Consider the following 12,909-nt stretch of genomic DNA (forward strand, 5'->3'; position numbering starts at 1 on the left):
ACTAATCTGATTTTGGTTGTTTGAGTGCTAATAATTCAATCCTACTGCATCTCTTACCAGTTTTAATGTTTCAGAAGCCCTAGATCTGCCCTTGTCGGCTCCTTGTTTTATTATTCTGTGCAATTCTTCTGGATTGGCTAAAAGGTCAGAAGCTTTTTCTCTGATGGGTTTAATAAACGATACCATATCTTCCGCCAATTGCTTCTTCATATCGCCGTATCGAATGATACAATTTCCATTAGAACTGGCATTGAAATCATCTTCAAATTTGGTTAATGTATCTTCAGTACTTACCAATTTCATCATGGTAAATAAGTTTTGAATATAATCTGGTTTTTCAGCATTTGGTTCTGCTGGTCCCTGATCGGTTTTGGCTTTCATTATTTTTTTTCTAATAAGCTCATCATCGTCTGCCAAGTAAATGGTAGCATTTTGATTTTCACTCTTACTCATTTTGCCATTTCCATCTAATCCCATAATTCTGATTAATTCATCCCCATAATTAAATGCATAGGGTAAAGGGAATACTTCTCCATACCGATAATTAAAACGATCGGCAAAGTTTCGGGCCATTTCTAAATGTTGCTCTTGGTCTTTACCTACTGGAACTTTCACAGCCCTTTGAATGATGATATCCGCAGCTTGTAAAACAGGATAAGTAAGTAATCCGGCATTTACATTTTCAGGTTGCATTCTAACTTTCTCTTTAAAAGTGACTGTTTTTTCCAGTTCTCCTTTATAAGATAGCATATTTAAGTACAAATAGAGTTCAGCTATTTCCGGCACATCACTTTGTACATAAAATGCCACTTTTTGCGGATCTAATCCACAAGCAATATTTTCTGCAATAACCCTATACACACTATTTTTTAATTCTTTAGTATCCGGGTGAGTGGTTAAACTATGCCAGTTGGCAACAAAAAAATAGCAATTAAAATCGTCTTGCATGCGAACATAATTACGCATTGCGCCAAAATAATTTCCTAGATGAAGAAATCCGGTAGGCCGAATTCCACTTACTACAACCTCTTTTTCCATGTGGGCGAAGATAAATATAGTGTTTGGTTTTTTATGGTTGGCATCAAAAGAAATCGGAAATTGTAGCCGGAACCATATTAATATCATTATTTCAGCTGTAAATACCATACTCGCATCACCTATTGAATACCTTAAAGGGGTTGGACCGCTTAGGGCTGATATGCTTAAAAAAGAGTTGGAGGTATTCACTTTTAACGACTTACTTCAGCACTATCCCATCAGGCATATTGATAAAACCAAGGTTAGTAAAATAAGCGATATCAACTTTCAAACCGAATACATTCAGGTTGCAGGACGATTGATGCAATTTGATGTTATAGGAGAAAAGCGAGCTAGAAGATTGGTTGCGCAAATAAAAGATGCCACAGGTATACTTGAATTAACCTGGTTTCAAGGAATTAATTGGGTGCAGAAAAGTTTATATGTTGGTTCAGATTATTTGGTATTTGGTAAAACCACTTATTTTAATGGGAAGGCCCAAATGGTGCATCCAGAAATAGAAGTTTTTATTCCAACAAAAATGGGAGGGGCCGCATTTTTAGAGCCTGTATATCCATCTACAGAAAAATTAAAAGCAAGGGGATTAAATGGAAGACAACTGGCTAAGTTCACCTACACCTTACTTCAACAATTAACCCCTAATGATTTACCGGAAAATATTCCCGCAAGTGTATTAAAAGACTTAAAACTTTTGGGACGTTATGAAGCTATAGCTGGTATTCATTTTCCTACCTCAGAATTGCATTTTAAAAAAGCGATGGAGCGATTAAAGTTCGAAGAATTTTTTATTGCACAAATAAGATTACAGTTGGTACGATTGCAAAGAAATACCATTAGTAAAGGAGTCGTTTTTGAAAAAGTTGGGTCTAACTTTAATGACTTCTACCAACACTATCTTCCTTTTGCTTTAACTGGAGCTCAAAAAAGAGTCATTAAAGAAATTAGACAAGATACGGCACGTGGTAAGCAAATGAATCGATTATTGCAAGGAGACGTTGGAAGTGGAAAAACCATTGTGGCTTTATTGAGTATGTTATTAGCAGCAGACAATGGTTACCAGAGTGCATTAATGGCACCTACTGAAATTTTAGCACAACAGCATTACCAAAGTTTAACCAGTTTGTTAAAAGAAATGCCAGTTGAAATTGCACTCTTAACAGGAAGTACAAAAACAGCTGAACGAAGAAGAATTTTAAAAGGATTACAAGAGGATACCATTCACTTTGTGGTGGGTACGCATGCCATTATAGAAGATAAAGTACAATTCAAAAATTTAGGATTGGTAATAGTAGATGAACAACATCGATTTGGTGTTGCACAACGTGCAAGACTATGGACCAAGGCAGTTGTTCCACCCCATGTATTGGTAATGACTGCAACGCCAATACCAAGAACATTGGCCATGACAGCTTATGGCGATTTAGAATACAGCGTCATGGATGAATTACCCCCAGGAAGAATACCTATTACTACCGTTCACAGAAACGAAATGGCTAGAGCTAGTGTAATGGGTTTTGTAAAAGAAGAAATTGCAAAAGGACGTCAAGCTTATTTTATTTATCCATTGATTGAAGAAAGCGAAAAATTGAGTTATGAAGATTTGATGCAAGGCTATGAGCAAGTAAAAAGTTTTTTTCCTGAACCCAATTACCTAATTAGTATGGTGCATGGAAGGCAACCCTCTGATCAAAAGGAAACCAATATGCAACGTTTTGTGCAAGGCAATACCCAAATTATGGTAAGTACAACGGTAATTGAAGTAGGAGTGAATGTGCCGAATGCATCGGTTATGGTAATAGAAAGTGCCGAAAAATTTGGATTGTCTCAATTGCATCAGCTCAGAGGAAGGGTAGGTAGAGGTAGTGAAAAAAGTTTTTGCATTTTATTAACGGGTAGCAAAGCAAGCAAAGAAGCCAAAGAACGTATCAATATAATGTGCGCTACTAATGATGGCTTTAAAATTGCCGAAAAGGACTTAGAAATGAGGGGCCCTGGCGATATTGAAGGAACCAGGCAAAGTGGGGCTTTGAACTTTAAGCTAGCAAGCATTGTTAATGACAAAGGGTTGTTAGAAAAGGCAAAAGAAAAAGCAGAAAAAATTGTGGAACAAGATTTGTATTTAGATTCAACTGAGAATGCTATGTTAAAAAACTACTTGTCATCACAACAGTTAAAGCATGGCTGGAGTAAAATATCGTAACTTAAAGTAGAGATGTTGAAAAATATTGGATTGATATTGTTTTTTTTGATGGGAATGCTGGGCCTAAATGCCCAGGGTTATTTAGATTTTATTGAAAACAAAGGCCAATGGCCCAGCTCTATAGAATTTAAAAGTGATTTGCCTGCTAGTGCTTTTGCATTAACGAAAACAGGTTATAGGGTTTTGCAACATCAGGTAAATGATTACGCAAGTATTGCCGAAACTACCCACCCACATGGAACAAGCATTGGTTCAGGTATCAATAATCGAAATACTAATGAGCCAGGTAATACCCAAGAACCATTGTTAAATAAAACCTTGCGTTCTCATGTGTACGAAGTGAAATTTTTAAATGCCAATCCTAACCCCACTGTTATAAAAGAAAAGCCTTTGCCAGGGGTGAGTAACTTTTTTATTGGAAATGACCCATCTAAATGGGCAAGTAATTGTAAAACATATCAATCGGTTACTTACCAAAATATGTATCCCAATATAGACATACGCTATTATACCAATAATGGGGTGTTGAAATATGATATTATCGTGCACCCAGGAGGAGACCCATCTAAAGTCATTTTATATTTTGAAGGAGCTGAAGGGATATCTTTAAAAAATGGAGCTTTGCAAGTAAATACTTCTGTTGGTGTTTTACAAGAAACGGTTCCTTATACTTATCAATTAACTGGTGGAGAAAGAAAAGAAGTGGAATGTGGTTATGAGGTAAAAGGAAATTTAGTCAAGTTTAAATTAAGCAATCAATACAATAGAAACAGTATATTGGTGATAGATCCTCAGCCAGTATTCATCAGTTATTCTGGAAGTAGGGCAGACAATTGGGGTTTTACTGCCACATATGATTTACTCGGAAATTTTTATGCAGGCGGAATTGTTTTTAGTGCTGGATTTCCTACTACCAATGGGGCATTTAGTCAAACCTATGCTGGTGGTGTAAACGAAGGTAGTATCACAGGGTTCGATATGGGTATCTTAAAATTTGAACCAGGTGGAACCAACTTGATTTATGCAACTTATATAGGAGGAAATGGAAATGAGCAACCCCATAGTTTGGTTGCAGACGCTGCAGGAAATGTAGTCATTGCAGGAAGAACCTCTTCTGGGAATAATTATCCTACCGTTAGTACGTTTCCATTATACGGTTCTGGAGGAGGGTTATTCGATATCGTATTAACTAAATTAAATAGCGCTGGTACAGCATTAATAGGATCTCTTAGAATTGGTGGATCAGGAAGAGACGGCGTAAATATTAGACCCAACTATGAATCTCCATTAGGCCCTGAAACAACTAGAAGAAATTATGGGGATGATGCTAGAAGTGAAGTCATTTTTGATAATCAAGGAAATATTTTATTGGCTTCTGTTACACAATCAACCGACTTTCCAACAAGTGCAAATGCATTTCAACGAGTTCGTGGTACAACAAGAACTGCTCCTGATGCAAGATTTCAAGATGGGGTATTAATAAAATTGAATGCCAATTTATCAAGTGTAATATTCTCCAGTTTTTTAGGAGGTGGAGACGACGATGCTGCATTTGTTTTGGCCATTAATCCTGCCAATCAAAATATATATGTAGCAGGAGCCACGTCTAGTATAGATATGCCGGCAAGGCAAAATGCGGCGCCTAAATTTCAAAATACCAATGGTCCAGTGGATGGGTTTATCAGCATTATTACACCCGATGGCGCTAATATCATTAGTACGAGTTTTATTGGGACAGATCGGGTAGACGTAATATTTGGTATTCAATTTGACAGACAAGGTTATCCTTATATTGTGGGTACTACAACAGGAGTGTTCAATCCAATTAATTCACCTTATAATAATAATAATCCTGGACAAGCATCTGGCAAACAATTTATAGCCAAATTGCAACCAGACCTTTCCGACTTTATTTATCTAACTAATTTTGGTTCAAGCGGCGCTACCATTCCGAATCTTTCTATATCGGCATTCTTAGTAGACAGATGTGGTAATGTGTATGTATCAGGATGGGGTGGTAGTAATATCAATAGTTTTCAAACAGCACCATTGGCCAATATGCCATTAACTCCTGATGCATATCAATCTGGAACAGATGGAGCAGATTTTTATTTCTTTGTTCTAGAAAGAGATGCGCAAAGACAATTGTATGGTTCTTATTTTGGACAAACGGGTGGATTTGCGGATCACGTAGATGGCGGTACCAGTAGGTTTGATCCGAATGGCACTATTTATCAATCTATTTGTTCATGCAGAAGAACGGGAGATCCTAGTAGACCGATTGTTGGTACCGGGGGTGCATGGTCTACTACCAATAGAAGCAATTCATGTAATTTATTAGCCATTAAAATTGCATTTAATTTAGCAGGTGTTGGCGGGGGGATTAAAACCGCTATCAACGGGGTAGCGCGTGATACGTCGGGTTGTGTTCCACTCACCGTTGTTTTTTCAGATACACTTGAACTGGCAAAAACCTATCGATGGGATTTTAATGATGGTTCCCCAGAAGTAACAACCAATAATCCTTCTGTTACCCATACTTTTAATAATGTTGGGTTGTATAATGTAAGATTGATTGCCATTGATTCTGCATCATGTAATATTAGTGATACGTCTTATGTAAGAATGCGTGTAAGAGCAGACGAAGCCATTTTAGCTTTTACGCCCAATAAATTGTTGCCTTGCGAATCTTTAACTTATCGGTTTGATAATAATTCCATTGCTCCAAAACCCTTTGGTGCCAATGCTTTTCGTTGGGATTTTGGAGATGGAACCAGGCAAGTTGCTTCGTTTGGTCCGGTAACTCATACTTATGCTACAGCGGGTTCTTATAATGTGCGATTGATTTTAATTGATACCAGTTTTTGCAATGAGTTTGATAGTGTAGGCATTCAATTGCGCATATCCCCTTTGGTGAAAGCGCAGTTTGAAACACCCTCTTTAGGTTGTGTGCCGTATACAGCTGTATTCAACAATACATCATTAGCTGGTAGAACATTCCGCTGGGATTTTGGTGATGGCAATACTTCTACCCAAACGTCGCCACAACATTTGTATGCATCAGTTGGTACTTATACAATTAAATTAGTAGCCGTTGATTCCTCTACTTGTAATATTGCTGATAGTACGGTTTTTACAATTGCTGTAAGAGATAACCCAACTGCAGGCATAAGTTTTAGCCCCGATCCAACTGAAGCGAATACCCCTGTAACATTTACCAACAATAGCTTTGGAGCCAATAGATACAAATGGTTGTTTGGTGATGGAGATACATTAAATACGCTAAGAACTGACACAACAGTTCGTCATCTTTACAATGCAAGTGGAACTTATAATGCATGTGTGATTGCCTATAACGACGCTGGTTGTGCAGATACGAGTTGTGTGCCTGTTCCTGTAACCATTGTTCCTGGTTTTAATGTGGCCAATGCGTTTTCACCTAATGGAGATGGAACCAATGATAAAATATTCGTGCGAGGGTTTGGAATTGTAAAAATGACTTGGAAAATATACAATCGTTGGGGTAAGCTGGTTTATATAGGAACCAGTCAATCGGAAGGATGGGATGGCAGGTACAATGGAAAATTACAACCACAAGAAGTATATCATTACACGCTTGAATTAGAATTTAGTGATAAAGAGAGAGCTACTAAAAAAGGAGATATAACACTATTGAGATAATGCTAAAAAGAATTTACATATATAGTCTCTTTATTGTTGCAATATTTGGGCAACGCCAACTGCACGCGCAAGCATTAAATTATTCACAGTATTACAATGCTCCGTTGTTAACCAATCCTGCTAACACAGGGTTTAATCCAGATTACGATTATAGAGCTGGGATGAATTATAGAACCCAATGGGCTTCTGTTGGAACACCATATAAAACCATGGGGGTATGGGCTGATGCCAAATTATTTGCCAACCGTTTTGAAAATGGTTGGATGGGCATTGGAGGATCTATTATTAAAGATGTTGCAGGCGCCGGACAACTCACTTCAACTGGGGCTGCAGTATCAATAGCTTGGCATCAAATGTTGGGTTATAATAGTTTGTTGAGTGCGGGCTTTAGTGCAGGCATAACTTCAAAAAGAGTAGATCTTTCTAAACTTAATTTTGATAATCAATGGAACGGTAAATTCTTTGATATTACCATTCCTACATTTGAGCCCTTTGCATTTAGCCAAGTAGGTTATTTAGATTTGAACATGGGGCTGAACTATGCTTATTTTGCTTCCGAGAATTTTTATTTTAATGCTGGCGTCTCTATCATGCATTTGAATGGTCCTAAAGAAAGTTTTTTTGCTCCCAGTGTGAGTGATGCAAGGGTTCCAATGCGATATAATTTTTTCGCCAACGCCAGTTTAAAAATGGACAACTTATGGATTCTAAACCCCAACGTATATTATAGTTCGGTCATCAACAAAAGTGAATTGGTAATGGGTATGAATGCCAATAGAAATATCAGCGGAGATGGTATGCAACAAATGATTTTAGGACTTTATTATAGAACAGGAGACGCCATTATTCCAATGGTTGGATACCAAGTAAACGACCTGAAAATTACTGTTAACTATGATGCCACTATTTCTGGACTAAGTAATTTGAATGGGTCTAGAGGGGCTTATGAATTGTCTATCATTAAACAAGGAATTTTTCCAAGTTCACAGGGCAGGTCGGTTAAATGTCCTACAGTGCGGTTTTAAGTGCTCCAAACTTTATATATTGCGTGTCTCAATTAAGATACGCATGAAATACCAGCCACTAGATCCAGCTATTTTTATCAATAATCGAAAGCGATTTGTTAGCCATATGCTTCCAAACAGTATTGCTGTTTTTGTGAGCAATGATGAATGGCCCAGCAATGGCGATGCTTTGAATTCTTTTAAGCAAAACAGTGATTTATATTGGTTAAGTGGAATTGTGCAAGAAGATTCGATGGTAATACTTTTTCCAGATAATCCAGATCCTAAGTTCAGAGAAGTATTGGTGTTGGTTCGTCCCAACGAATTAAAAGAAAAATGGGATGGTAAAAGATTAAGATCGGGTGAAGCAAAAGCAATTTCTGGAATGGCCACGGTGGTTTGGTTAGATAGCTTAGATGCTTTATTACAAGGATGGATTCATTTAGCAGATACTATTTATTTAGACAGTAACGAAAATGATCGGAAAGCAACTGCAATTAGATCCAGAGAATATCGCTTTATTGATGAAATGAAAGCGCATTATCCATTGCATCATTTTATGCGTGCGGCAAAAATTATGAAAGAATTGCGTGCCATTAAATCAAAAGAAGAAATAGTGGTAGTGCAAAAAGCCATAGATATTACCGATAATACTTTTAGAAGGTTGATGAAGTTTATACAACCTGGCGTAAACGAATGTGAAATAGAAGCAGAAATTTGGCATAGCTTTTTAAGTCAAAGAGCTACTGGTCCGGCCTATGGAAGTATTATTGCCAGTGGTGACAATGCAAGAACCTTACATTATGTTTCTAATAATGCAGAATGTAAAGACGGTGATTTAATCCTGATGGATTTTGGTGCAGAATATGGAGGGTATTGCGCAGATTTAACTAGAACCATTCCAGTGAATGGAAAATTTACTCGCAGACAAAAAACAGTGTACAATGCTTGTTTGCATTTGCACAATTATGCCAAGTCTATTTTGAAACCAGGCATTAGTATTCTTGATTATACCGATAAAGTAGGGGAGGAAGCAACCCAACAATTTTTAAAAATTGGCTTACTAAAAAAGTCGGATGTTAAAAATGAAGACAAAGAAAACAGGGCATATCGCAAGTATTTATATCATGGAATATCTCATCATTTAGGCATTGATGTGCACGATTTAGGAACCAGAACAGCACCAATAAAAGCAGGCATGTTGTTTACTATTGAACCTGGTATATATATTGAAGAAGAACAGATGGGTGTGCGAATAGAAAACAATTTTTGGATTACCAAGAACGGTAATACCGATTTAATGAAAAATATTCCGATTACAGTAGAAGAGATTGAATCATACATGAAGCGATAATATGAAGCAACAAATTCCCAACTGTTTTACCCTAATCAATTTATTTTTAGGCGCAACAGCAATACTATATATTTTACAACCCGGTTTGGCTTACCATGCCGACGGAGATGGGTTGGTTACTATTCCTGAGAAAATGATGGTAGCAAGTTGGCTTATTTTCGGTGCTGCACTAATAGATTTTTTAGATGGATTTGTAGCACGCTGGATGAACTGTAGTTCAGAAATGGGGAAACAATTAGACTCTTTGGCCGATGTAGTGAGTTTTGGTGTTGCACCAGGTTTAATGGTGTTGCAATTCTTGCGATTTTCTTATGCCAGTAAAGAAGGGGGCTTAGATATTTCAATTGCTTTTTTACTCCCAGCATTGTTGATTCCTTGTGCAGGGGCCTTTCGTTTAGCACGTTTTAACTTAGATCAGTCTAAATCAACTGGATTCAAAGGCATCCCCATTCCGGCTGCGGGGATATTAATTGCCTCTTTTCCATTGGTGAACTGGTATGCAACTGATGCTTGGGTGTTAGACCTATTATTAAGCAAATGGCTATGGTATGGTTTAATTGTTTTGTTAAGCCTGGGTATGGTTTCCACAGTGCCCATGCTGGCACTTAAGTTCAGTGGATTATCGTTTAAGAAAATATTACCTTTTTTAATCATTTTAGCGATTGCCCTACCTGTGGCCTTCCTTTTTGGATGGCTGGCAATTTCCGCGGGATTTATTGCGTATGTAATTCTATCTTTGTTGTTTAAACCAACCGAATCATGAAGTTTGAAGTAGCCATTAATGTAATGCCATTGAAAGATTTATTAGATCCACAAGGTAAAGCCGTGTTGGGTGGATTGGCTAATTTGGGCATTACCGAGGTAAAAGATGTAAGAGTAGGTAAACATATTACTTTATCGGTTGAAGCAGCTTCAGCAGAAGAAGCAAAAGCCATTGCAGAAAATGCCAGCAAGCAATTATTGGCCAATCAAGTAATGGAACATTTTGAGATTACCATAAACGGTTAATTTGCTTTATTTAGTTCCTACACCTTTAGGCAACCTAAAGGATATCACCTTGCGTTCACTAGAAATCTTGAATTTAGTGGACCTGATTTTATGTGAAGACACGCGCACTTCTTCTAAATTATTGCAGCATTATAATATTCAGAAACCGCTGTCTCCTTATCATCAACACAACGAACATAAAATTGTATCGCATTTGGCCGATCAGTTAGAAGCGGGTAAAATAATGGCCTTAATTACCGATGCAGGAACACCTGGTATTTCAGATCCTGCTTTTTTATTGGTAAGAGAATGCATCAAAAGAAATATTCGGGTAGAGTGTTTGCCTGGTGCAGCAGCATTTGTACCTGCATTAGTGAATAGTGGTCTTCCTACCAATCGATTTGTGTTTGAGGGTTTTATTCCTATAAAAAAAGGCAGGCAAACCTTATTAAAACAGTTGTCAACCGAAGAGCGAACCATGATTTTTTATGAGAGCCCTATGCGATTAGTTAAAACGCTCGAAGACATGGCACAATATTTTGGGGAGGACCGCAACTGTTCAGTTGCTAGAGAGCTCACCAAAATGTTTGAGGAGAATAAAAGAGGAACGCTTAAAGAAGTAGCCGAATATTTTAAATCAAAATCGGTGAAAGGGGAAATTGTATTGGTGGTAGCAGGTGCAGACTAATACTTATTGCAATATATTTATACTCAATTACTACCTAACGATAATAAAATGAATATGCAAAAATTGACTTTTTCTTTTTTGGTGGGATGCTTGTTATTGAGCACTGTATTGTTGGCACAGCCCGATCGCTGGCAGCAAAAAATCAAGTACACTATTAATGTGAACATGAATGTAGAGACCAATCGATTTAGTGGTACCGAAAAGATTGATTATTTCAATCAATCTCCAGATACCCTTACTAAAATATTCATGCACTTGTATTGGAATGCATTTCAGCCCAATAGCAGTATGGACGTTAGAAGCAGGGAATTAGGAAAAACCAAACTAGCCGATCCAAGAAGAAACAACGATGGATTAGATTGGGATGCAAGAGTGAAAGATAGAATCAGCAAATTAAAGCCTGATGAAATCGGGTACCAAAATGTAAAATCTGTTTTAATTAATGGTGTTGCACAAAAGTTAATTGAGCATGAAACCATATTAGAAATTGTATTGGCTAAACCCATTTTGCCAAAGTCTAAAATAACGATGGATGTTGCATTTGAAGCTCAAGTGCCTGTTCAAATAAGAAGAAGCGGAAGAGACAATGCAGAAGGCATTCGTTATAGTATGGCGCAGTGGTATCCTAAGGTGGTAGAATACGATTACCAAGGATGGCATGCCAATCCATATATAGCACGTGAGTTCTATGGTGTATGGGGAGACTTTGATGTAAATATTACCATTGATAAAAAATACTTGGTAACCGCAGGTGGCGATTTATTAAATGCCAATGAAATAGGATTTGGATACGAAGCCAAAGGGGTTCAAGTAAAACCAGCAACTGGCAATACCTTAACCTGGAAATGGCAAGCGAATAATGTGCATGATTTTATGTGGGCAGCAGATCCAAATTATAAATTAATAACCAGAACTATACCTGGTGGCCCATTATTAAAAGTGGTGTATAAGCAAGTAGATTCTTTAGAGAATCGCTGGCAAAAAATGGCCGATACTTGTGCATTAATTTATCCAATCATTGCTAAAACATTTGGAGCTTATCCATACAAGACCTACACATTTGTACAGGGCGGAGATGGTGGTATGGAATATCCTATGGCTACTTTATTAAAAAGTGCCAGTATAGGAACCGCCATACACGAATGGATGCATAGCTGGTACCAGATGATTTTAGGTAGTAATGAATCTTTGTATGCATGGATGGATGAAGGCTTTACCGATTATTCAAGCACTAGGGCAATGGCTACCATGAGAAACAGTCCTGGCTTTTGGTACAATGGTTCTTACGGCGGATACTACAGATTAGCAAGAAGTGGATATGAAGAGCCTGCAAGCACACACGCCGATCATTTTAATACCAATTTTGCTTCTACTTCTTCAGCGTATAGTAAGGGTGCTGTTTTCATGGAGCAGTTGGGTTATATAGTTGGTGCAGATACCAGAGATAAAATTTTGCACGCTTATTTTAATACTTGGAAATTCAAGCATCCCAATCCAAATGATTTTATTAGAGTAGCAGAAAAAGTAAGTGGGTTAGAATTAGATTGGTATAAAGAGTATTGGATCTATAGTACTAAAACCATTGATTATGCAGTGGGAGACATTACTATGGTAGATAATAAAACCAGTATCACCATCAAACGCGTTGGTAAAATGCCTATGCCAATTGATGTATTGGTTACTTATAAAGATGGTACACAAGAAATGCACTATATGCCTTTGAATTTGATGTATGGTGCTAAGTCATCAGAAACCAAAGTGCCCACTACCGTGCATGCTCCTTGGAAGTGGACACATCCCGATTATAGCTTTACAACCAGTAGGGCTGTAGGAGAAATTAAATCAATTGAAATTGATCCAAGCCAACGATTAGCAGATATTAACAAGACGAATAATAAGCTAGTGATTCCTGAATAAGGAATGTTGAAATTATGAGAAACCGTCCTGAATAATTGGG

Annotated in this window: 9 protein-coding genes; 8 read left to right on the top strand and 1 reads right to left on the bottom strand. The window is 37.5% G+C overall.

From position 1 onward, the window contains the following. Positions 1–27: 27 nt before the first annotated feature. Complete coding sequence (gene trpS, locus Q8S25_RS14375; RefSeq protein ID WP_305538811.1) at positions 28–1,038, bottom strand: tryptophan--tRNA ligase; 1,011 nt, start codon at positions 1,036–1,038, stop codon at positions 28–30. Here trpS and recG point away from each other — a divergent pair. The 8 genes from recG to Q8S25_RS14415 are packed head-to-tail and all read left to right on the top strand — an operon-like array spanning position 1,037 to position 12,869. Then, entirely contained in the window at positions 1,037–3,238 is a 2,202-nt protein-coding gene (recG, locus tag Q8S25_RS14380) for an ATP-dependent DNA helicase RecG (protein ID WP_305538812.1), read from the top strand. The genes trpS and recG overlap by 2 nt on opposite strands. A 12-nt stretch (positions 3,239–3,250) precedes the next feature. Then, positions 3,251–6,919, top strand: a complete 3,669-nt coding sequence (locus Q8S25_RS14385) for a PKD domain-containing protein (RefSeq protein ID WP_305538813.1) — start codon at positions 3,251–3,253, stop codon at positions 6,917–6,919. Further along, the gene (locus tag Q8S25_RS14390) at positions 6,919–7,944 is read left to right on the top strand and encodes a PorP/SprF family type IX secretion system membrane protein (RefSeq protein ID WP_305538814.1); all 1,026 of its coding nucleotides are present in this window, start codon (positions 6,919–6,921) and stop codon (positions 7,942–7,944) included. The genes Q8S25_RS14385 and Q8S25_RS14390 overlap by 1 nt, the downstream gene beginning before the upstream one ends. A gap of 43 nt (positions 7,945–7,987) precedes the next feature. After that, positions 7,988–9,277, top strand: a complete 1,290-nt coding sequence (locus tag Q8S25_RS14395) for an aminopeptidase P family protein (protein WP_305538815.1) — start codon at positions 7,988–7,990, stop codon at positions 9,275–9,277. Between the two features lies 1 nt (position 9,278). Next, positions 9,279–10,040 (top strand): phosphatidylcholine/phosphatidylserine synthase, encoded by a 762-nt coding sequence (locus Q8S25_RS14400; protein WP_305538816.1) that lies wholly within the window; start codon positions 9,279–9,281, stop codon positions 10,038–10,040. Then, positions 10,037–10,285 carry a phosphoribosylformylglycinamidine synthase subunit PurS gene (gene purS, locus Q8S25_RS14405; protein ID WP_304759116.1) on the top strand — a complete coding sequence of 83 codons (249 nt, stop codon included), beginning with the start codon at positions 10,037–10,039 and terminating at the stop codon, positions 10,283–10,285. Before Q8S25_RS14400 ends, purS begins: the two co-directional genes overlap by 4 nt. A gap of 1 nt (position 10,286) precedes the next feature. Further along, complete coding sequence (gene rsmI, locus Q8S25_RS14410) at positions 10,287–10,952, top strand: 16S rRNA (cytidine(1402)-2'-O)-methyltransferase (RefSeq protein ID WP_305538817.1); 666 nt, start codon at positions 10,287–10,289, stop codon at positions 10,950–10,952. A 54-nt stretch (positions 10,953–11,006) separates the two neighbouring features. Beyond that, positions 11,007–12,869 (top strand): M1 family metallopeptidase, encoded by a 1,863-nt coding sequence (locus Q8S25_RS14415; protein ID WP_305538818.1) that lies wholly within the window; start codon positions 11,007–11,009, stop codon positions 12,867–12,869. Positions 12,870–12,909 lie beyond the last annotated feature (40 nt).

Origin of the sequence: Sediminibacterium sp. (assembly GCF_030695065.1) — a bacterium.
Taxonomy (GTDB): Bacteria; Bacteroidota; Bacteroidia; order Chitinophagales; family Chitinophagaceae; genus Sediminibacterium.

What these genes read in the sequence shown, in the direction of transcription:
- trpS (WP_305538811.1), bottom strand. Translation starts at nt 1,038, where the DNA reads ATGGAAAAAGAGGTTGTAGTAAGTGGAATTCGGCCTACCGGATTTCTT.
- Q8S25_RS14415 (WP_305538818.1), top strand. Translation starts at nt 11,007, where the DNA reads ATGCAAAAATTGACTTTTTCTTTTTTGGTGGGATGCTTGTTATTGAGC.
- Q8S25_RS14400 (WP_305538816.1), top strand. Translation starts at nt 9,279, where the DNA reads ATGAAGCAACAAATTCCCAACTGTTTTACCCTAATCAATTTATTTTTA.
- Q8S25_RS14395 (WP_305538815.1), top strand. Translation starts at nt 7,988, where the DNA reads ATGAAATACCAGCCACTAGATCCAGCTATTTTTATCAATAATCGAAAG.
- recG (WP_305538812.1), top strand. Translation starts at nt 1,037, where the DNA reads ATGTGGGCGAAGATAAATATAGTGTTTGGTTTTTTATGGTTGGCATCA.
- purS (WP_304759116.1), top strand. Translation starts at nt 10,037, where the DNA reads ATGAAGTTTGAAGTAGCCATTAATGTAATGCCATTGAAAGATTTATTA.
- Q8S25_RS14385 (WP_305538813.1), top strand. Translation starts at nt 3,251, where the DNA reads ATGTTGAAAAATATTGGATTGATATTGTTTTTTTTGATGGGAATGCTG.
- Q8S25_RS14390 (WP_305538814.1), top strand. Translation starts at nt 6,919, where the DNA reads ATGCTAAAAAGAATTTACATATATAGTCTCTTTATTGTTGCAATATTT.